20 protein-coding genes and 1 pseudogene are annotated in these 20884 nt (G+C 60.8%); 7 read left to right on the plus strand and 14 right to left on the minus strand.

Translation table 11 applies throughout. The features are described from left to right. Positions 1-16: 16 nt before the first annotated feature. Entirely contained in the window at positions 17-1321 is a 1305-nt protein-coding gene (gene urtA / locus ACTJJ7_RS05500) for an urea ABC transporter substrate-binding protein (RefSeq protein ID WP_440965855.1), read from the minus strand. Positions 1322-1636: 315 nt separating this feature from the next. Here urtA and ACTJJ7_RS05505 point away from each other — a divergent pair, with 315 nt between their 5' ends. Both ACTJJ7_RS05505 and ACTJJ7_RS05510 read left to right on the plus strand, forming a co-directional pair. Continuing rightward, complete coding sequence (locus tag ACTJJ7_RS05505) at positions 1637-1975, plus strand: TIGR01244 family sulfur transferase (protein WP_130268767.1); 339 nt, start codon at positions 1637-1639, stop codon at positions 1973-1975. A gap of 81 nt (positions 1976-2056) precedes the next feature. Continuing rightward, positions 2057-3355, plus strand: a complete 1299-nt coding sequence (locus tag ACTJJ7_RS05510; RefSeq protein WP_440965857.1) for an aminotransferase class I/II-fold pyridoxal phosphate-dependent enzyme — start codon at positions 2057-2059, stop codon at positions 3353-3355. On the opposite strand, the gene ACTJJ7_RS05515 is transcribed toward ACTJJ7_RS05510, so the two are convergent. Both ACTJJ7_RS05515 and ACTJJ7_RS05520 read right to left on the minus strand, forming a co-directional pair. Next, positions 3342-4193 (minus strand): MBL fold metallo-hydrolase, encoded by an 852-nt coding sequence (locus ACTJJ7_RS05515; RefSeq protein ID WP_440965858.1) that lies wholly within the window; start codon positions 4191-4193, stop codon positions 3342-3344. The genes ACTJJ7_RS05510 and ACTJJ7_RS05515 overlap by 14 nt on opposite strands. Before the next feature lie 2 nt (positions 4194-4195). Beyond that, positions 4196-5386: an acyl-CoA dehydrogenase gene (locus tag ACTJJ7_RS05520; protein WP_105736209.1), complete on the minus strand. Its 1191-nt coding sequence runs from the start codon at positions 5384-5386 to the stop codon at positions 4196-4198. 140 nt (positions 5387-5526) lie between these two features. On the opposite strand from ACTJJ7_RS05520, the gene mutL reads away from it, so the two are divergent. The 3 genes from mutL (at position 5527) to ACTJJ7_RS05535 (ending at position 8148) form a co-directional block, all read left to right on the plus strand. Then, positions 5527-7386 carry a DNA mismatch repair endonuclease MutL gene (gene mutL / locus ACTJJ7_RS05525; RefSeq protein WP_440965861.1) on the plus strand — a complete coding sequence of 620 codons (1860 nt, stop codon included), beginning with the start codon at positions 5527-5529 and terminating at the stop codon, positions 7384-7386. 66 nt (positions 7387-7452) lie between these two features. Further along, positions 7453-7689, plus strand: coding sequence for a DUF2093 domain-containing protein (locus tag ACTJJ7_RS05530; protein WP_105736211.1), 237 nt, complete (start codon positions 7453-7455; stop codon positions 7687-7689). A 3-nt stretch (positions 7690-7692) separates the two neighbouring features. Continuing rightward, positions 7693-8148: a hypothetical protein gene (locus tag ACTJJ7_RS05535; RefSeq protein WP_440965863.1), complete on the plus strand. Its 456-nt coding sequence runs from the start codon at positions 7693-7695 to the stop codon at positions 8146-8148. Here the strand turns inward: ACTJJ7_RS05535 and lpxK are convergent. From lpxK to ACTJJ7_RS05565, 6 genes are read right to left on the minus strand one after another with little or no spacing between them, the layout of a single operon-like run. Continuing rightward, positions 8143-9174 (minus strand): tetraacyldisaccharide 4'-kinase, encoded by a 1032-nt coding sequence (gene lpxK, locus ACTJJ7_RS05540; protein WP_440965865.1) that lies wholly within the window; start codon positions 9172-9174, stop codon positions 8143-8145. The genes ACTJJ7_RS05535 and lpxK overlap by 6 nt on opposite strands. Next, complete coding sequence (waaA, locus tag ACTJJ7_RS05545; protein WP_440965867.1) at positions 9171-10493, minus strand: lipid IV(A) 3-deoxy-D-manno-octulosonic acid transferase; 1323 nt, start codon at positions 10491-10493, stop codon at positions 9171-9173. Before waaA ends, lpxK begins: the two co-directional genes overlap by 4 nt. Next, complete coding sequence (locus ACTJJ7_RS05550) at positions 10490-11263, minus strand: lysophospholipid acyltransferase family protein (RefSeq protein ID WP_105736219.1); 774 nt, start codon at positions 11261-11263, stop codon at positions 10490-10492. The genes waaA and ACTJJ7_RS05550 overlap by 4 nt, the downstream gene beginning before the upstream one ends. A gap of 30 nt (positions 11264-11293) precedes the next feature. Continuing rightward, on the minus strand, positions 11294-11542 hold the full coding sequence (locus ACTJJ7_RS05555; RefSeq protein ID WP_105736221.1) for a DUF4170 domain-containing protein: 249 nt from the start codon (positions 11540-11542) through the stop codon (positions 11294-11296). 45 nt (positions 11543-11587) lie between these two features. Then, entirely contained in the window at positions 11588-12397 is an 810-nt protein-coding gene (locus ACTJJ7_RS05560; protein WP_105736223.1) for a 3'(2'),5'-bisphosphate nucleotidase CysQ, read from the minus strand. Continuing rightward, the gene (locus ACTJJ7_RS05565; protein ID WP_130268762.1) at positions 12384-13727 is read right to left on the minus strand and encodes a TldD/PmbA family protein; all 1344 of its coding nucleotides are present in this window, start codon (positions 13725-13727) and stop codon (positions 12384-12386) included. Before ACTJJ7_RS05565 ends, ACTJJ7_RS05560 begins: the two co-directional genes overlap by 14 nt. A gap of 143 nt (positions 13728-13870) precedes the next feature. Here ACTJJ7_RS05565 and ACTJJ7_RS05570 point away from each other — a divergent pair, with 143 nt between their 5' ends. Both ACTJJ7_RS05570 and ACTJJ7_RS05575 read left to right on the plus strand, forming a co-directional pair. Further along, positions 13871-15691, plus strand: a complete 1821-nt coding sequence (locus tag ACTJJ7_RS05570; RefSeq protein WP_105736225.1) for a monovalent cation:proton antiporter-2 (CPA2) family protein — start codon at positions 13871-13873, stop codon at positions 15689-15691. An 81-nt stretch (positions 15692-15772) separates the two neighbouring features. Continuing rightward, positions 15773-15946: a hypothetical protein gene (locus tag ACTJJ7_RS05575; RefSeq protein WP_158531267.1), complete on the plus strand. Its 174-nt coding sequence runs from the start codon at positions 15773-15775 to the stop codon at positions 15944-15946. Positions 15947-15990: 44 nt separating this feature from the next. Here the strand turns inward: ACTJJ7_RS05575 and ACTJJ7_RS05580 are convergent, their stop codons facing one another. The 5 genes and pseudogenes from ACTJJ7_RS05580 to ACTJJ7_RS05600 all read right to left on the minus strand — a co-directional run. After that, positions 15991-16893, minus strand: coding sequence for a patatin-like phospholipase family protein (locus ACTJJ7_RS05580; RefSeq protein ID WP_105736227.1), 903 nt, complete (start codon positions 16891-16893; stop codon positions 15991-15993). Between the two features lie 17 nt (positions 16894-16910). After that, positions 16911-18230, minus strand: a complete 1320-nt coding sequence (locus ACTJJ7_RS05585) for a M16 family metallopeptidase (RefSeq protein ID WP_440965869.1) — start codon at positions 18228-18230, stop codon at positions 16911-16913. Continuing rightward, positions 18227-19693: a M16 family metallopeptidase gene (locus ACTJJ7_RS05590; protein WP_440965871.1), complete on the minus strand. Its 1467-nt coding sequence runs from the start codon at positions 19691-19693 to the stop codon at positions 18227-18229. Before ACTJJ7_RS05590 ends, ACTJJ7_RS05585 begins: the two co-directional genes overlap by 4 nt. A 57-nt stretch (positions 19694-19750) precedes the next feature. Next, positions 19751-20308: a 16S rRNA (guanine(966)-N(2))-methyltransferase RsmD gene (gene rsmD / locus ACTJJ7_RS05595; protein ID WP_105736730.1), complete on the minus strand. Its 558-nt coding sequence runs from the start codon at positions 20306-20308 to the stop codon at positions 19751-19753. A gap of 11 nt (positions 20309-20319) precedes the next feature. Then, positions 20320-20884, minus strand: a pseudogene (locus ACTJJ7_RS05600) (hypothetical protein); the annotation flags it as partial.

Below are 20884 nucleotides of genomic sequence, written 5' to 3' on the forward strand. Positions count from 1 at the left end.
AGCCTGATTTTAATGCTTAGTTCGTCTTGGTCGCGCCGCCGCACTTGCCGGTGGCAACGTTGAAATTGCCGCACGACAGCGGCTTGCGCCAATCGGAGATCAGATCCTTCGAACCCGGCAGATAGTCCGACCATTCATCGCCGACGACGAGGCCCGGCGTCCTGTAGACGATGTCGAACTGGCCATCGGCCTGCACTTCGCCGATGAGGACCGGCTTGGTGATGTGATGATTCGGCATCATCGCCGCGTAACCGCCGGAGAGGTTCGGGACAGAGACGCCGACGATCGAATCGATGACGGCATCCGATTTGGTGGTGCCAGCAGCTTCGACGGCCTTCACCCACATGTTGAAACCGATGAATGTTGCTTCCATCGGATCGTTGGTCACCCGCTTGTCGTTCTTGATATAGGCATGCCATTTCTTGATGAACTCGGCATTGGCATCGGAATCGACGGATTCGAAGTAGTTCCAGGCGGCGAGATGGCCAACCAGCGGCTTGGTGTCGAGACCCGCCAGTTCTTCCTCGCCCACCGAGAAGGCAACAACCGGAATGTCTTCAGCCTTGATGCCCTGGTTGGCGAGTTCCTTGTAGAACGGCACATTGGCATCGCCGTTGATGGTGGAGACCACTGCGGTCTTCTTGCCGGCGGAGCCGAACTTCTTGATGTCGGACACAATCGTCTGCCAGTCGGAATGACCGAACGGCGTATAGTTGATCATGATGTCCTCATCCTTCACGCCCTTGGCGTTGAGGTAGGCCTTCAGGATCTTGTTGGTGGTCTGCGGATAGACATAGTCCGTACCGGCGAGAACCCAGCGCTCTACGCCTTCCTGCTTGGCGAGATAATCAACGGCGGGAATGGCCTGTTGGTTCGGCGCGGCACCCGTATAGAAGACGTTGCGCGAGCTTTCCTCGCCTTCATACTGAACGGGGTAGAACAGCAGCGAGTTCAATTCTTCGAAAACCGGAAGCACGGATTTGCGCGACGACGATGTCCAGCAGCCGAAAACCGCCGCGACCTTGTCCTGTTCGATCAACTGACGGGCTTTTTCCGCAAACAGCGGCCAATCCGATGCCGGATCGACAACAACGGCCTCGAGCTTCTTGCCGAGAACCCCGCCTTTCTTGTTCTGCTCGTCAATGAGGAACAGCATCGTGTCCTTGAGCGTGGTTTCGGAAATCGCCATCGTACCGGACAACGAATGCAGAATACCGACCTTGATCGTATCCTCCGCCGCTTTGGCCGGCGCAAGGGCCAGCGTCGCTCCCATTGCGGCGGCGGCGAAGGTTCCAATGAATCTGGCTGTCAGACTGAACATTCAGGTAAACCCCTCTTTATGGTTGTTTGTACCGAGGGAATACAATGCAACGACCGTGCCAACCGGAGAGCACCGCGCGATACAATCGTAAAATCTTGGGTTTTGGCCGCGGATTACGGCGTTTGCACTGGGCACCGATGAAGCAGTGACTGCCTTGGTGGCGGTAGAATGCCTATATTATTATCAATTAGTCTTATATGCCTATTTATAAAGCAGAACCCTGCAATTTGCCGCTCCGATCAATCGGCTTTGATGTGGCATTGGACTTGGTTTGATGTATGGTGCTGCCACCAATCACATTCTCGAGGAAAGAAAATGGATATCCGTCAGATTGACGAAGGCTTCGCCGTGACCGGGCAGATTTCACCCGACGATGTACGCGATATTGCTGCGGCAGGCTATCAGACCCTGATCTGCAACCGCCCCGATGGCGAATCGCCGGATCAGCCGGAATTTGCCGAAATCGCCAAGGTTGCCGAAAAGGCAGGCATCCCGATTTACTACGTTCCGGTTGTCTCGGGCCAGTTGACCCAGGACGATGTCGACGCAATGGCCGCAGCGCTGGAAGAAGCGGATGGGCCGGTGCTGGCCTATTGCCGCTCCGGCGCCCGCTCGACCAATATTTACGGCATTGTTCAGCAGCAGAAAGGCTGACCATGCAAGAACGGCTGCGGTCCCCGCAGCCGTCTTACCGTTGACCGCCCCAGACCTATAGACAACAGAGCTGACCTTCCCATGAGCCGTATTGCCGATCTGAACAGCGACGATTTCGCCGCCCTGCTCCAAAAGACTTTGACTGAATACGAGGCCTTTCGCGCCCGCGGGCTGAAGATCGACATGACCCGCGGCAAACCCAGCCCGGAGCAATTGGCGCTCGCCAACGGCATGCTGACCCTGCCCGGCAATGGCGACCATTTCAGCGAGGCCGGTGAAGATGCCCGCAACTACGGCAATCTGCAGGGATTGGCGGAAGTGCGCACGTTGTTCGCGCCGACGCTCGGCACATCGCCTGACCGGATCGTTGTCGGCGACAATTCCAGCCTGGCGCTCATGCATGATTGCCTGCTCTGGGCTTGGGTCAAGGGCGTTCCCGGCAGTACCGAACCCTGGCAGAAGACGGAAGCCCCGGCTTTCATCTGCCCGGTGCCCGGCTATGACCGGCATTTCTCCATTCTGGAGGAATACGGCATCCGCATGCTTCCCGTACCGCTCAAGGGTGATGGACCCGATATGGACATGGTCGAGCAACTCGCGGCTGATCCAAACGTCAAGGGCATGTGGTGCGTACCGAAATACTCCAACCCGTCGGGCGAGACCTATTCCGACGCGGTGATCGAACGCCTTGCCGCGATGAAAACCGGCGCTCCGGATTTCCGCCTGTTCTGGGACAATGCCTATGCGGTGCATCATCTCACCGAAACCGAGCACCAGATCCCCGATATTCTCGACCTGTGCGAGAAGGCCGGACATCCCGACCGGGCCTTTGTCTTCGCCTCCACCTCGAAAGTGACGCTGGCCGGTGCCGGCCTTGCCTTCTTCGCCTCGTCACCTGCCAATGTGCGCTGGTATCTTGCCAGCGCCAGCAAGCGGACAATCGGACCGGATAAGCTGAACCAGTTGCGTCACGTGCGGTTTCTCAAGAACGAGGATGGCATACGCAAGCACATGGCGGCGCACCGTGCCCTGATCGCGCCGAAATTCGACATGGTCAATGATGCCCTGGAAAAGCGCCTCGCCGGTACGGGCGTCGCCGAGTGGTCAAAGCCGCAGGGCGGCTATTTCATTTGCGTCGATGCGATGGAAGGCACCGCCAAGCATGTGGTCGAACTGGCCAAACAGGCTGGTGTCATCCTGACGCCAGCCGGATCGACCTCACCGCATGGCAAGGACCCGCACGACCGCACATTGCGCCTCGCACCGACATTCCCTTCCCTGCAGGAAGTGGCACTGGCGTCTGAAGGCATTGCGCTGTGCATCCTGCTGGCGGCACTTGAAAAACTGCATTCGGACAGGAAGGGCTCTAAAGCGGGATGACCAGACCATCACGGCCGATGGTCAACCCGCCATCCCACTTGCCATGCAGGGCTTCCAGCCAGTCGGCTTCGCCGCATTGCGGATCGTCGGCAGGAATGAGGTGGTGCAGCACGAGATGCTTCACTTCGGCTGCCACCGCGATCCGCGCGGCATCTTCAACGAGCGTGTGGCTGGCGAGAAGATGGTCTTTCAGGCGTGCGCCATTGCCCGTCCGCGCGACGAGACGGTCCACGCCTTCCGGCAGCATCGCTTCATGCACGAGAAGATCGCTCCCCCGGGCAAAACCGGCCAGCGGCGGGAAATAGGCCGTATCGGCCGAAAAGACGATGGATTTGCCTGACGCTTCGATCTTGAGCGCAAAGCAATCGACAACCGGCGGATGATCGACACGCAAGGCGGTGATCGTCAGTTCCGCGTCCCGATGGACCAAACCATCGGCATAAACCTTCAGCTCGACAAGATCGCGCAGATCGGGCCGGCCCTCGTCCCCGATGCGCAGATCGATATCGTAGCGCATGGATTGCAGGAAACCTGACCAGTAGTCTTCAATCCCGGCCGGACCATAGACCATGACCTTGCGGGCAAGGCCAGACGTCCAGGCCGTGTGCATGAGCGGGCCGAGTTCGAGCACGTGGTCGGAATGCAGGTGCGTGATCAGGATCATATCCAGATCCTTGAGCGACACATCCGCATTGACCAGCGCGCGGGCGACGCCAAGACCGCAGTCGATGACGATCCGCCGTCCTGATATGTCCAGCAGCGTCGATGTCGGCGATGGGCCGCCCGGACGGATTGCCGGGCCACCCTTGGTTCCTAGCAGGACGAGCCTGTCGGCCATTCCTAGAAGAATGCCTGAATGCCGGTCTGGGCGCGCCCGAGAATGAGCGCGTGCACATCGTGCGTGCCCTCGTAGGTATTGACCGTTTCAAGGTTCTGCGCATGACGCATGACGTGATAGCCGATCTGGATGCCGTTGCCGCCATGCATGTCGCGGGCAACGCGGGCGATATCCAGTGCCTTGCCGCAATTGTTGCGCTTGACCAGACTGATCATCTCCGGCGCCATCCGGTCTTCGTCCATCAGGCGGCCAACCCGCAGGCTGGCCTGCAGGCCGAGCGTGATTTCCGTCTGCATGTCAGCGAATTTCTTCTGGAACAGCTGCGTGGCCGCCAGCGGCTTGCCGAACTGCTTGCGGTCGAGGCCATATTGCACCGTGCGCTGCCAGCAATCTTCCGCCGCGCCCATCACGCCCCAGGAAATGCCGTAACGGGCACGGTTCAAGCAGCCGAACGGCCCCTTGAGGCCCGCAACGTTGGGCAGAAGGTGCTCTTCGCCAACGACAACGCCGTCCATGACAACTTCACCGGTGATGGAGGCGCGCAAGGACAGCTTGCCGCCGATTTTCGGAGCGGAAAGACCCTTCATGCCCTTCTCAAGCACGAAGCCGCGAATCTGGCCGTCATGCGCATCGGACTTGGCCCAGATCACGAAGACATCGGCGATGGGCGAATTGGAAATCCACATTTTCGAGCCGGAAATCCGGTAGCCGTCGGCAACCTTTTCGGCGCGGGTCTTCATCCCGGCCGGATCGGAACCCGCATCCGGCTCGGTCAGGCCGAAGCAGCCGATCCACTCGCCCGATGCCAGTTTCGGCAGGTATTTCCTGCGCTGTTCTTCCGAGCCATAGGCGTAGATCGGATACATGACCAGCGAGGACTGCACGCTCATCATCGAGCGATAGCCACTGTCGACACGCTCGACTTCGCGCGCAACCAGACCATAGGCGACATAGGACGCACCGGCGGTGCCATACTCTTCCGGCAGGGTGACGCCGAGAAGTCCAGCCTCGCCCATCATGCGGAAAAGCGCCGGATCGGTCTTTTCTTCAAGATAGGCTTCCTCGATACGCGGTGCCAGCTCTCCCTGCGCGAAAGCCCGCGCACTGTCCCGGATCATCCGTTCGTCTTCGGTCAACTGATCTTCCAGCAGAAACGGATCCGTCCAGACAAAGGAAGCTTTGGAATGCGCCATGTAATTTCCTCCATAATGCTTTTACCAGACCTAGCACCAAAATCGCGTCGATGGCCAGATAGTTTTGGCTTAAAATATATTCCGGTGTGCTTTGGCCGCGACCAATTTCCGTCGCGGGACGAATCCCCTATATGTATGGCATGGCCATCAAACAGCTCACCGAAACCATCATCAACCAGATCGCAGCGGGTGAAGTCATCGAACGCCCCGCGAGCGTGGTGAAAGAGCTTGTCGAAAACGCCATCGATGCCGGGGCCACCCGCATCGAAGTGGTGACGGCGGGCGGCGGCAAGAACCTCATCCGCATCACCGACAATGGCTCAGGCATCCCTTCGGATGAACTGACACTGGCTGTTTCGCGTCATTGCACGTCCAAGCTGACAGATGACGTGCACGACATCCGGGCGCTGGGTTTCCGCGGTGAGGCCCTGCCCTCCATCGGCTCGGTATCGCGGCTGTCGGTCAAATCCCGCACGGCACAGGCCGATTCCGGTTTCGAGATCAGCGTGCATGGCGGTCATATGGACGGCCCGCGTCCGGCGGCGATGAACAATGGCACGATTGCCGAGGTGCGCGACCTGTTCTTTGCCACGCCCGCACGTCTCAAATTCATGAAGACGGACCGGGCCGAAGCCTCGGCCATCAGCGATATCGTCAAGCGGGTTGCCATTGCCTTCCCGCATATCCGCTTTTCACTGGCGGGCAGCGACCGCACGCCGCTCGAGCTTGCGGCGACGGGCATTGGCTCGGCCGGCATGCTGGAGCGGATTTCACAGGTTCTCGGCAGGGAATTCCCAGAGAACGCGCTTGCCATCGATGCGGAGCGCGACGGGGTACGCCTGACCGGATTTGCCGGGATACCCGCTTTCAACCGCGCCAACAGCCTGCACCAGTTTGCCTATGTCAATGGACGGCCGGTGCGCGACAAGCAGATATGGGGCGCCATCCGCGGCGCCTATGCGGATGTGATCTCCCGCGACCGGCACCCGGTCGTGGTGCTGTTCCTCAACCTCGATCCGGCGCTGGTTGACGTCAACGTGCACCCGGCGAAGGCCGATGTGCGCTTCCGCGATCCGGGCCTCGTGCGCGGACTGATCGTCGGCGCGATCCGTCAGGCGCTTGGCCACTCCGGCATCCGCGCCGCCACCAGCGGGGCGGAGGCCATGCTGCAGTCCTTCCGGCTCGGCGGAGCGGAGCCTTTGCGTCCGGCCCAACCGGCACAGCACTGGCAAGGCGCCCCCTCCGTCAACCAGAACTATACACCCCAGCAGTCTGCCTTTCGCCCCATCACACCCGACCCGGCACCATCTTATACAAGCAACGGTTTCTCGGAACCGGTACGCAGCTTCCTGGCTGAAGCGGAGGTGCTGGCCACCGATACGCGGGCAAGCACTGCGGAAGCGCCGCACGCGCTGCTGGCTGCTCCGCTCGGCGCCGCACGCGCGCAGATACATGCCAATTACATCGTCTCGCAGACGGAAGACAGCCTCATCATCGTCGACCAGCACGCGGCCCATGAGCGGCTTGTCTACGAGGCATTGAAGACGGCGCTGCATTCAAGACCGCTGCCCGCGCAGATGCTGCTCATTCCCGAGATCGTCGATCTGCCGGAAGAGGATGTGGAACGGCTTGTGGCCCATGCGGAAACCCTGTCGCGTTTCGGCCTCGGGGTCGAAGCCTTCGGCCCCGGTGCGGTTGCCGTGCGGGAAACCCCGTCCATGCTGGGTGAGATCGACGTGCAGCAGCTCATCCGCGACCTTGCCGACGAGATTGCCGAACACGATACATCCGACGGTCTGAAAGCCATTCTCGATCATGTTGCCGCCACGATGGCCTGCCATGGCTCCGTGCGCTCCGGCCGGCGGCTGAAACCGGACGAGATGAATGCGCTGCTGCGCCAGATGGAAGACACGCCCGGCTCAGGCACGTGCAATCATGGCCGGCCCACCTATATCGAATTGAAGCTCACGGATATCGAGCGGTTGTTCGGCAGGCGCTGACGTCTTGACCCGCAGGGCATCTGCCGCCTAAATGAGCTGACGAAAAGAATTGGAAACCACCGGACAATGAACAGGTTTGAAGGCCCCGGCTCGCGCGAAGCCAAGATACGCTACCTCGACGGCGACTTTCAGGTGCTGTCGCCGGGCTCTTACGTGCTGTGCGCCGTGACGTCGGAAAAGATTGCGCTGGATGAACTGCGGTATTGGAGCGTTGCCCGCCAGGAAGCCTATGCGGATGCAACGATTTCGCTTGAGCGCGAGCTTGCAATGAACCCGTCGCTGCGCCAGCGCAGCAAGGCCTGACCGGTGATCAATCGCCGGTCCACGCTTCTGGCCCTTGCCGCGATTGCTCTTCTGGGCGGCGGCTGCACCACGATGGGCGCCAAACGCGAACCGGCCTATAGCGGACCGACCAAGACGATCAAGGGTTATCTGCGCGGATCGCCGCTGGCTCGGCTTTCACCAAGCTCGGTCGTTTACATCACCGCCTATGACGCGACCAACGGCAACTCCAAACCCATGCCGGTGATCGGCGAGACAAGCTTCACGCTGGGTCGCAGCGGCTATTTCCCCATTGCCTATGAGATTGAAATACCGGCGGCGAAATCAGCACCAAAGGTCGCCTTGTCCGTGCAGATCGGTACGCCGGGACGAATCCTCTTTGCAAATGACCGGCAATACAGCCAGACAACCGGCCGCTCCATGGATATCCCCATGGGCGAAACGCCGCCACGCATACGCAACTTCCGTCGCGGGCTATGAGCGGCGAATAAAACGCAGGCGCGCTCTTTCCCGGGTTTCGCCGATGATACGCGATGCGGTCTGCGGGTGTGCAAAGACCAGCTCCACATCCAGCACCTGCGTTCTCGCGGCGAACTGCCTGGCGATTTCACTGCCATCGAGCAGGCGAACATGATCCTTCGCCGTGGTGATCAGGGTCAAACCTTCCGCATCGGCGCTTCTGACGAGATCGGCGATCTCCTCGTCCGTATAGGGATGGTGATCCGGAAAGGGGCGCGCCTCAGTGATCACGCCCCCCGCCTCTTCCAGCGTGCGGAAGAATTTCGCGGGATCGCCGATGCCGGCAAAGGCAAGCAGCGGTTTATCAGCAACGCCGAGCACCGCCTTGGGTTGAAGCGTGGCTTCATATACCGGCTTGGCCGCACGTGCAGCGTTCCTCACGAGATGGTCGGCGCCATTGGCCGATCCGATCTTGAGCAGGGCATCGGTACGCACCAGCTGATCCGTCAGCGGCGCACGCAGCGGGCCGCCGGGAATAACGTGGCCATTGCCAATACCCCGCCCCGCATCGACGACCATCAGCGCATAGTCGAAATGCAGGCGGGCACTCTGGAACCCGTCATCCATGATGATGAAATCGCATCCCGCCGCCTGTAGTGCAGTGGCACCGGCAAAGCGGTCGGCGCATACAACCACCGGCGCATGGCGGGCAAGCAGCATGGGTTCATCGCCGACATGCCGGGCACTGTCATGGTCCGGATCAACCCGGTGCAGTCCGGAGAAGGCGCCGCCATAGCCGCGCGAGACAATACCGGGTTTCAGACCTGCGGCAACCGCGGCCTGCGCAAAGGCAATGGACGTAGGTGTCTTGCCCGCGCCGCCGACGGTGAAATTACCGATGCACAAAACCGGCACCGGAACGGCAGGCGGCTTGGCGCGGCGCATGCGCCGTCCGGCGACCATACCGTATATCATCGACAGGGGGCTGAGGGCCCGCGCGCGCCAATCCGGCTTTTCCCACCAGAATGGAGGCGCTTCGCTGGTCATTTCCAGCCACCTTCACGGGCGTTCAATCGCGCCTTCAGCACCAGGGGCTGGATGAAGGGCTCGAGCGCCGTCATGGTCAGATCAAGCGAACCGCGCATGTCTTCGACCGTCTTCGTTCCCGCATCGATCATGACCTGGCGTTCAGCCGGATTGTTGAAGAGGTAGTTGACCGCCCCAGCCAGCATGTCCTTGTCGCGGATGAGCTTGGCCGCCCCGTTCTTGATCAGGCGCTGGTAGGAATCGCGGAAATTCTGCACGTTGCGGCCCGAAAGGATCGCCGTCTTCAACATGGCGGGCTCCAGCGGATTCTGGCCGCCCTGCGCCATGAGAGACCGTCCGACAAAAGCGATTTCCGTCAACCGCAGATACAGGCCCATCTCGCCGATCGTATCGCCGAGATAGATGTCGGTATCCGGCGCGATGACATCGCAGCGGCTGCGCAATGCCACCTTCATGCCGAGCTTTTCGATGTCTTCGGCAATTGCCGGCGCACGGTCAGGATGACGCGGCACGATGATGGTCAGAAGGTCGCGATGCCGGACCTTCAGCATGTGATGGACTTGCGCAACGACGTCTTCCTCACCCTGGTGGGTGGAAATGGCAGCCCAGGTCTTGCGCTTGCCGATCTGCCTCTGCAGAGCCTCAAGTTCCGACTCCACGACCGGCGGGATTGCCGTATCGACTTTCAGATTGCCCGATACCGTGACCGGACGGGCACCGAGCGCGCGGAACCGTTCGCCGTCAATGTCGGACTGGGCCACCACGTGGGCGAGATTTTCAAACAGCGCTTCGGCGATGGACGGCCGTTTCTGCCAGGCCGCAAAGGATTTATCGGACAGGCGGCCATTGACCAGAACCTGCGGCACCCGCCGCAGCCCCAGTTCAAGAATGGTCATGGGCCAGATCTCGGACTCGCAGATCACGGCAAGATCGGGCTGCCAATGACTGAGGAACCGGTCAACCGCCGGTTTCAGATCGAGCGGCACATATTGATGGATGACCCGGTCACCCAAACGCTCCTGCACCATCTTGGCCGATGTCACGGTCCCGGTGGTGAGAACGACATTGATTCCCATGTCAACGATGGTTTCGACCAGCGGCGTGACGGCCGAGGTTTCACCGACGCTCGCCGCATGGACCCAAACCAGCGGTCCTGCCGGCCGCGCGACACTGGCCACGCCATAACGCTCGCCCTGACGCCCGCGTTCTTCCTTGCCCTTGCTGGCGCGGAAGGCGACATAGGCACCAACCGCCGGAAAGACCATGGCACCCACCCAGCGATAGGTGCTCAGGACAATGCGCGCCCACCGTTCGCTCATGCCCGGCCATCCACAAGCGCCTGCACCCGTGCCGTATTGGCGTTCAGGCTGGCGGTCAATTCGACACGCTTGGCTTCAAGCATTGCATCATCAGCATCCTCGGGGACAAAGATCGGGTCGCCGACAATCAACCCTGACCTGCCGAATGGCAAGGGAATGGTTGTCTTATCCCAGCTCTTCTCGAGAATTTTCCTGCGCGATGTCATATAGCAGATGGGAATGATCGGGCGGCCCGACAGTTTGGCAAGGAGAATGACACCCTGACCGGAATCGCGGGGTGTCCCATGGGGAATATCAGCAATCATTGCCGCCGTCTTACCGTCCTTCAATGCCTTTTTCAGGGCGAGCAAGGCCCTTACCCCACCCTTTTCAATGCTTTTTGTAGGCTCCCGCCCGCCGGAACCGCGGATGATCTCCACACCGAACCGTTCGGCTACCCGTGCGTTGAGTTCCGCATCCTTGCTCTTGGAGAACATGGCGGCGAAGCGCACGCCGCGCGGCATCAGGAAGGGCGCCATCAGATGCTGGCCATGCCAGGCCACGGCAATGAACGGCTCACCGCCCCGCTTCATATCCTCCAGATCGGACGAGCCGGGCAGACGCGGGTTGGTGGCATTCACCAGCCGGAAAAACTGGGTAATCAGCCAGACCACCAGGAAGCGGACAAAACGCGACTTTGCCAGCGGCCCCCGGATGGAGCGCCAAAACCGTTTCAGCACCCCGTTCTTCTTGCGGGGCGCCTTGGCGGTTGCTGTGCTGTTATCAATCATGCCGTCGTCAATGCGTGACCGGAGAACCGGTCAGCTTGCCTTGCCCGTATCGGGATCGAGCAATTTGTGCATGTGCACGATGAAATAGCGCATATGGGCATTGTCGACCGTCTGCTGGGCCTTGGATTTCCAGGCGCGCTGTGCCGTTTCGAAATTCGGATAGATGCCGACAATATCCAGCTTTTCCAGATCGCGGAATTCAACACCGCCGAGCTTCTTCAGTTCGCCGCCAAAAACCAGGTGAAGCAACTGCTTCGGTTCTGCTGTATTTTCGCTCATGGTCGCCCATCCGTTCAGTGATCAATCGTTAAAATTTAAGTCTGTTTAGCCGAAGGCGGTTTCGGCGACAACGTCCAACATGTTGTCCATCAATAAACCGCTGGCAGCGACAAGCGCACCATGGCGATAGTCACCCGTCTCGTTGTTGCGCAAACCATAGGTCAGCGGCTTGCCGTTCGCCGTCAACACGTGACCGCCCGCCTCCGCAAGAATGAGATCGGCGGCCGCCAGATCCCAGTCATGGGAATTCGGCCGGACAAAGGTCCCGGCAATGTCACCCCGGGCCACCATGGCGATGCGATAGGCCAGCGAGGCGATGTAGGGCGCAGCGATCATGGATTGCTGGAAATGGTCAGGCAGCTTCTTGAGGAAAGGCCCCGGCCCCGCTACCTTGAACGGAACGCCGCTGGTGCTGACATGAATGGCCGCGCCGTTCTGTTCAGCCCCTTGCCCTGGGAGCGCTGTGATCGTCTGGCCGCGCGCCGGACATTCCAGTACGCCCGCCACCGGGCGGCCATCCTCGATAACCGCCACGCTGACGCACCAGACATCCGTTCCTTCGATGAAGGCGCGCGTGCCGTCGATGGGATCGACGACGAAAAAGCGCCGGCGCGGTGTTGCCGCGCGGTCATCGAGGGTTTCCTCGGAAATCCAGCCATAATCAGGCCTGGCGGTCAAAAGCATGTCCTTCAGGTATTTGTCCGCGGCAAGGTCGGCTTCGGTCACCGGTGAATTGCCCGTCTTCATCCAGACCTGCGGGTCCTGGCGGAAATAGGACAAGGCAATACGCCCGGCACCTTCCGCCGCCTCCCGGATCAGGGCAAGATCATCGCGATTTTTTTCACTTGCCGGCAAGAGTCATGCCTTCGATCAGGAGTGTCGGACTGGCGACGCCAAAATTACGGTCAATATCGTTCGCCGCGACCATGTTCAGGAACATATCCTTCAGGTTGGACGCAAGCGTGACTTCACTGACGGGATAGGCCAGCTCGCCATTTTCAATCCAGTAACCGGAGGCGCCGCGGCTGTACTGTCCCGTGATCATATCGACGCCCTGGCCAAAAAGCTCCGTGACATAGAAGCCGTTGCCGACGGCGCGGATCAGGGCTTCCGGCGTTTCATCCCCCGGCTCGATGGCAAAATTGCTGGACGATGGAACAACCGTCGACCCCGAACGCACGCCCCGGCCATTGGTGCTCAGCCCCAATTCCTTGGCTGTGGACGTGGACAGGAACCAGTGCTTCAAAACACCGTTCTCGACCATGGTCAGTGCCTGGCCTTCAATTCCTTCGCCGTCGAAGGGCCGCGAGGACGAGCCGCGGATGCGCAGCGGATCATCCGTGACGTTGATGCTGTCCGCGAGAATCTTCTGGCCCATGCGATCTTTCAGAAAACTGGTCTTGCGCGCAACCGACGCGCCATTGATGGCGCTGGAAAGATGGGATGCGATGCCGCGGGCCACGCGCGGATCGTAAACCACATTGACCACGCCGGTCTTGGCCTGCCGGGCACCCAGGCGCTTGACCGCGCGCGCGGCGGCAGAACGGCCGATGGCCGCAGGATCCTCGAGTGCATCGAAATGCTGGCGCGAGGAAAAATCGTAGTCGCGTTCCATCGCGGTACCCGTACCGGCGATGGCGCTGACCGAGCGGGAGAAGCGCGAGCCCATGTAATGGCCGACGAAGCCGCCCGACGTCACCAGCACCATGCCGCCAAGCCCGGCGGAAGCCGATGCGCCGCCGGAATTGGTGATGCCTTCCACGCCAAGAGCCGCCGCTTCCGCAGCCAGTGCATCCTCGGTCAGCCGCGCGGCGGCGACAACCGTCGGATCAAAAAGGTCGAGGTCGCGGATATCGCGCACCAGATTGGCCGGATCGGCCAGGCCTTCAAAGGCATCATCCGGCGAAACCCTGGCCATGGCCACGGCACGCTCGGCCAGAATTTTCGGATCGGAACCGGCGGTCGCCGATATGCTTGCCACTTTCCTGCCAACAAAGACGCGCAGGGAGAAATCGTCACTTTCCGAAGATTCGGTCGCCTCGACCTTGCCAAGCCTGACGCTGACACCCGTCGACCGCGAACGCACGACAACCGCATCGGCGGCGTCGGCTCCGGCCCGGCGTGCGGCTTCGACAAGCGCAGCGGCATTGTCAACGAATTCGCGGGAATTGGCCGGTTCGATCATATTCATCCCTAGAGTTGATTGCATGATAGGATGCAAGGACATATCTGACCAATGATCAGACAATGCACTGCCTCCTATATGGTGCAAATTGGGGTCTATCAAGGCAAACACTGGTAACATTCGCAACAGACTGGGTCAGGCTCATGCTTTCACAAAGCGGCAATCTCTACTTTCAGGCCCTGGCCCTGCTGGCCGGAGCGATCATTGCCGCCCCGTTGTTCAAACGGCTCGGGCTTGGAACCGTGCTCGGTTATCTCGCGGCGGGCCTGCTGATCGGGCCGCTGGCCAACCTCATCACCGATGGCGAGCAGGTTCTGCATTTTTCCGAACTGGGTGTGGTTTTCCTGCTGTTCGTGATCGGCCTCGAATTGAAACCCACGCGCCTGTGGAACATGCGCCATGCGATTTTCGGCCTCGGCGCGGCGCAGGTCATCGTCTCCGGCGCGGCATTGACCGGGCTTATCCTCGCCTTCCATCTCGTCAATTGGCAGGCGGCTCTGGTCATCGGCTTCGGCCTCGCGCTCTCGTCCACGGCATTCGCCATGCAGATATTGGAAGAGCGCGGCGAAACCAATATGCCGCACGGGCAGACTTCCTTCGCCATCCTGTTGTTTCAGGATCTGGCGATCGTTCCCCTGCTGGCCATGATTCCCGTGCTTGCACCCGGTTCCGCCCAGCATCAGGCGGACCCGCTTGGTAAATTCCTCATCGCCATCGTCTGCATCGGCGCCATCGTTGCGGTGGGCCGCTATCTCCTCAATCCGCTGTTCCGGTTCATCGCCAATACCGGCGCGCGCGAGGTGATGATTGCCGCCGCCCTGTTCGTCGTGCTCGGCGCCGCGCTTTTGATGCAGTTTGCCGGGCTGTCCATGGCCATGGGCGCGTTCATTGCCGGCGTCCTTCTGGCCGAATCGTCCTACCGGCACGAGCTGGAAGCGGACATTGAACCGTTCCGCGGTATTTTCCTCGGCCTGTTCTTCATGGCCGTCGGACTGTCGATTGACCTCAAGGTCATCCTTGCCGACTGGGAGGCGATTCTTCTCGCCGTTCCCGTGTTCATGGCGGTGAAGGCGCTTGTCGTCTACATCCTGGCGCGGCTGTTCCGGTGCAATCACAATGATGCGGTCCGCATCGCTTTCTTTCTGCCCCAGGGCGGTGAGTTCGGCTTCGTCCTGTTCACCACGGCGGCCGCTGCCGGATTGCTCAGCACCTCGACGGCATCGGAGATGATCGCGGTGGTCACACTGTCCATGGCCGTCATGCCGCTATCGGTCGCTCTCGGCAACCGCTTCCTTGTTGCCGCCCATGCGGAAGAACAGATCGACGAGGATTTCGACGGAGCCGCCGGTGCCGACGTGCTGATGATCGGCTTTTCCCGCTACGGACAGATCGCCGCGCAGATCCTTTTGGCGGGCGGCACCAGCGTCACGCTGATCGACGCTTCGGCCGACCGCATCCGCGCCGCCTCGAAATTCGGCTTCCGCATCTATTTCGGCGATGGCACACGCAAGGAAGTGCTGGAAGCCGCCGGTATCCGCCAGGCGAAAATCGTTGCCATCTGCACGCACAAGAAAGAGACCACCGACCGGATCGTCGAGCTCATCCAGTCGGAATATCCCGATATCAAGCTGTTCGTGCGTTCCTATGACCGGGGGCACACGCTGAAACTGCGCGCCCGCGGCGTACAGTATGAATTGCGCGAGACCTTTGAATCAGGCTTGCTGTTCGGCCGCCGCACGCTTGAAGAGCTCGGAACCAGCGAAGATGTGGCCTACGAGATCATGGAGGACATCCGCCGCCGTGACGAGGACCGGCTGCACATCCAGGCGTCCGAAGGGTTGATGGCAGGCAATGACCTGCTGCTGACCCGCCCGGTCACGCCGGAGCCGCTGATCAAGCCGACGCGCGAATCCAAGCGCATCGATACGGAAGAAATGCTTCCCGACCCCGAACCGGCGGAGTGAGATCGGTAAGACTACGGATTCTGATGACGCGCTGATCCTGCTAAAAAGCAACGAACGCACAGTCAGCAAGGCTCATTTATCATGGTCACATTCGCAATCGCAGTCGCCCCTACACCGGACCCCGCCCTGCATCGCGGGTTGTTTCGAACCGAAAAGCGCAACCGTCTCGCCATGGCGCTGCTGTGGTATGGCATGGCGGCGTTCGGGATGATCTTCTGGTGGGCCGTCTATCTTGAGGTCATGTCGTTTCTGTAAATGGACGCGGCCGGCGGAACCGGCCATCGCCGGGACATAGGCTGCTATTCCTGTTCGGCATGTTCCGTATAGGCAATGGCGGCATCAACGGCGCGCTTCAATTCGTCCTTGATGCCGATTGACTCGCGCAGCACCTGTTCAACCCGCAGAAAATCCAGCACGCCAAAGCGGGCAACGCTGGGACGCAGGAAGATCGCCGGCGGATCGGTCCGCAACCGCGTCGCGATGATCGACTGCATCATCAGCTGGCTGGCACCGAACATCGCATCAATCGATGACGGAAACTTGCGGCCATCGCCTTCCGGGCCGCCGACAACATCGATGCCGATGACGAACTGGGCCTTGTCCTTCAAATGATCGAAGGGCACGGGATTGTAGATCCCGCCGTCGATCAGCACACGGTCGTCGCGGCGCACCGGCCGGAACAGCGCCGGGATGGCAGCGGAAGCCGCTATGGCGTTGAAAAGATCACCCTCGTGGATGGGAATTTCCCGCTGACCGTAAAAATCCGTTGCGGTGACGCTGAGCGGGATGGGCAGTTCCTCGAACGTATCGGGTATCTGTTCGGGCAGGAAGGTCTTGAGCAGCTTTTCAATATTGAACTGGCTGAAGCGGATGCCGCCGCCGAACATTTCGCCGAAGGTTGCCGGGCGCAGGCGCCAGAGCCGTGCGGCGATTTCGGCGCGCCGCGACAATGTTGCCACCGCATAGTCGCGAATATCCCGGCCGGACATGCCGGCTGCCATGCCCGCGCCCATGATGGCACCGATGGAGGAACCGGAAATGGCCACCGGCCTGATGCCAAGCTCATCCAGCGCCTCGATGACATTGATATGCGCAAGCCCCCTCGCCCCGCCGCCGCCAAAGGCAATGGCAAAGCTTGGTGAACTGCTGACAACGCTGGTTCCCGCAGAACCGGAAACACTTTCGAGATCGCGTGCGCTCATGACAAATCCCCGGTTGATCAGGATTGGGGCGGCCCGATGATCAGAATGGCCGGATCGGTTTCAAGCAGTTTCCTTGCCGCAGCCTTCACCTGATCCAATGTCACAGCATTGATCAGATCCGCGCGCTTGTCGATATAGTCGCGGCCCAGATGCTCATCCTGCAGGCCGAGCAGCGTGCTGGCGACCGCCGACGACGAATCCAGATTGTTGATGGCATAGGAGCCGACAAGATATTTCTTGGCCTCGGCCAGCTCCTGCCCGGTCGGGCCATCCTTGGCCATGCGGGCAACCTCGTCCTTGAGGATCTGCAGCGTCTCCCCGGCCCTGTCGGAGCGGGTGGCCGTGGAGATGGTCAGGGCGGCCATGTGGTCTCTGCTGATGAGGGCTGAACCGGCGGAATAGGCCAGGCCGCGCTTCTCGCGCACTTCACTGTAAATTCTTGAGGAGAAAGTGCCACCGCCCAGAATGTGGTTCATGATGTAGGCGGGGAAGAAATCCGCATCCTGACGCCGCACGCCCGGATAGACCATGGAAATGGATGTCTGCGGCAGGGGATAATCGACACGGGTGGTCTTGCCCAATGCCAGCTTGGCATCGTCAATGGGATCAAGCTGGGCCTTTTCCGGCAGGTCGCCGAATACCTTGTCGAGCAGCGGTCCCAGCTGTTCGGCGCTGATCGCGCCGACAACGCCGACGATAAGCTTGTCACGGGCAAAGACCCGCTTGTGATAGGCGGCGAGATCATCGCGGGTGATCGATGCCAGGCTGGCCTCGGTGCCCTGCGACTGGCGGCCATAAGGGTGATTGCCATACAGCGCTTCAGCAAACTTGCGGCCGGCAATGGTGTTCGGATCGCGCTCGGCAGCCTTGATGTTGGCGACCACCTGCTGGCGAATACGGTCAATCGGCGCCTGATCGAAGCGCGGCGTGTTGACCGCGAGGGCCAGCAGATCGACGGCTTCATCGCGCTTGTCGGACAGCATGCGCATGGCACCGGAAATGCGGTCATCCCCGGCCGTAAAACCCATTTCGGCGCCGACATTGTCGAGCTTTTCCTGAAACGTATCGGAATCGAGATTGCCCGCACCTTCATCGAAAAGGCCGGTCATCAGATTGGCAAGGCCTTCCTTGCCCTTGGGGTCCTGCGCCGAACCGCCCTGGAAGGAAAATTGCAGCGCAATCAGCGGAACAAAATCATCCTGCACCAGCCAGGCGCGAATCCCCTTGGGCGACACGACTTCCTTGATTTCCACCGCGTAGACAGGTGCTGCGGCGAGAAAGACCAGCAGCAAGGCAGCGGCCATCCGGTTGAAAGCGGGCGTCAACAGGCGGATCATTGGATGACTCCCTCGGTCTGTGGTTGCATCGGTGCGGTCTCACCCGTCGACGGTATCTTCTCGTCAGGCTTGCCGTTCTCCGGCATCAGGTAGCTGGTCACCGAGCGCGAATCGACGAGATAGCGCTTGGCCACATCCTGAATATCCTGAACCTTCACCGCCTGAATGCGATCCGGCCATTCCTGAATATCCTTGATCGTCTGACCGGTCGACAGCGTCGAGCCGTAGATGCGGGCCATACCCGCCTGGCTGTCCCGGGCAAAGATAACGCTTTTCAGAAAGCGGTTGCGGGCCTTCTCCAGTTCATCGGATGTAATGCCATCCTTGATGATGCGGGCAATCTGCGCATCCACGCCAGCTTCCACCTGCTGCAGGGAGGCTGAACCGCGCGGGGCGCCGTAGACGGCGAATGTCCCGTCATCGAGCGCACCGCCCTGATAATAGACGCCGGCGCTGGCGGCCAATCCGTCCTGCACGACCAGCGCCTGATAAACGCGGCTGCGCGTGGAGCCGCCGAGGATTTCGCTCAGGAGATCGAGCGCCTCGGCTTCCCCGGGCTTGGCATTGTTATAGGAAGGCACCAGCCATATTTTCTGGAAGCTCGGCTGCGATACGCGCGGGTCGGCAAGCGACACGGTGCGCTTGGTGTTCTGTTCCGGTTCCTGCGGCCGCATGCGCTGGCCGGGTTCCGAACGGCGTGGCACCTTGCCATAGGTCTTTTCCGCCAGCGTCCTGACCTCGGCCGCATCGACATCGCCCGAGACAACGAGTGTCGCATTGTTCGGCGTGTAGAATTTTTCGTAGAAGGCGAGCGCATCCTTGAGGTTGAGCTGCTGCATCTCGTGCAACCAGCCGATCACCGGGAAACGGTAGGGATGGTTCTGATAGAGCGTCGCGTTGACCTCTTCGGACAGCAGGGCGGCGGGATTGGTATCAGTGCGCGAACGGCGCTCTTCAAGCACCACGTCGCGCTCGGTCTTCACCACATCCTCGTTGAGGATGAGGTTTTCCATGCGATCCGCCTCATAGGTCATCACCATTTCAAGCGCCTGCGGCGACACCTGCTGGAAGAATGCGGTGTAATCATAGGAGGTGAACGCATTCTCGCGGCCGCCGATTTCAGCCACCTTGCGGGAGAATTCGCCTGCCGGATAGGTTTTGGTCGCCTTGAACATCAGGTGTTCGAAGAAATGCGCAATGCCTGACTTGCCCGGCTCTTCGTCGGCCGACCCCACATGATACCAGAGCATATGGGTAACGACGGGGGCGCGATGATCGGGAATCACCACCACGTCCAAACCGTTCTCCAGGCGGAAGGACGAGACACCCGCGCTATCGGCTTTCTGAACCTCAGCAGTCAGTTGCGCCATCGTCTGGGCATGGGCGGGAAGGATGAAACCGGCAGTCGATAATGTTCCGGCCAAAACGAATGCCGCAATGGCGCGGCTCAATATTTGCGGCATCAGTCTTCCTTCGCAATCCTGTTCGAAACCGGAGCAAGTTTGATCCGGTCGCCCGATTTAGCCGCTCAACGTGACAAATCGTATGATTGTTCCGCCATAGTGACGTTCTTCGGCCACCGAGAACCGCGAATCGAGGTTGATCACGGCTTCGGCTTCTTCTTCAAGCACGAGAAGTGTGTCGGGATTGAGCCAACCGCCTTCAAGCGCCGATGTGAAGGCAAGTTCGCCAAGGCCCTTGCCATAGGGCGGGTCGGCGAAAACGAGGTCAAAGGGTTCTATTGTTCCGGCATCACCGAGTTTGGCGGCATCGCGGCGGAAAATCTTGGTATTGCCAAGCAAACCGAAGGCCTCGACATTGGTACGGATCAGGCCGCGCCCTTCCGTCGACTCCTCGATGAAGACACCATAGCGCGCGCCCCGGGACATGGCTTCAAGCCCCAGAGCGCCGGTGCCGGCAAAAAGATCCAGCACGCGGGTAGCTTCAAACTTTTCCGGATAATTGTGCACCAGAATGTTGAAAAGGCTTTCCCGCGTCCGGTCCGTGGTTGGCCGGATGGCATTGGTACTCGGCGTCGCCAAGGCCCGCCCGCGAAATTTGCCGCCGACAATCCGCATGAAGTCCACGCCTATGGCTTGGGTTTGCGTGGCGGACGGCCTGCGCCGCCGCCGGAACCGCCGCGCGGACCTTTGGGAGCGCTCGATGGCGCACCACGCGGTGCCGCGCCTTTCGGTCCGCCATAGGGCCGGTCACCGGAACGGCCATCCTGCCGGGTTGGGCGGCCGCTGGTGCCGTATGGACGTTCGGCGCGATTGGGGCGCTCGGACTGGTGGGACGGCTTGCCGCCTGCGGCTTCCCGCTCTTTCAGTTCGGCGCGTTCGCGCTTGCCAACCCGTGGCGGGCGGGGCGGGCGCGGACCATCACGAGAACCTTCCGGCCGGTCCGATCCGAAAGAACGTTTTGGACGCTCGGCCCGCTCGTCATCGCCGCGGGGCGGACGCGGGGCATAGCTGCGCGGCTTGTCGCCGCCCGCATAGCCGCCGGCAGGACGTTCACGCTGCGGCCGGTCACCCGCAGGACGCGCGGAACCTTCCTCGAAACGGCGCGACCGCTCTGTTGCCGGTTTTCTGCATGATCGTGCCGATGGAACGCTCGAGCATCGGCGTCTCGGTGAAGCCGGGACAGACGGCATT

The organism is Phyllobacterium sp. 22229 (assembly GCF_052056495.1).
GTDB classification, from domain to species: domain Bacteria; phylum Pseudomonadota; class Alphaproteobacteria; order Rhizobiales; family Rhizobiaceae; genus Phyllobacterium; species Phyllobacterium myrsinacearum.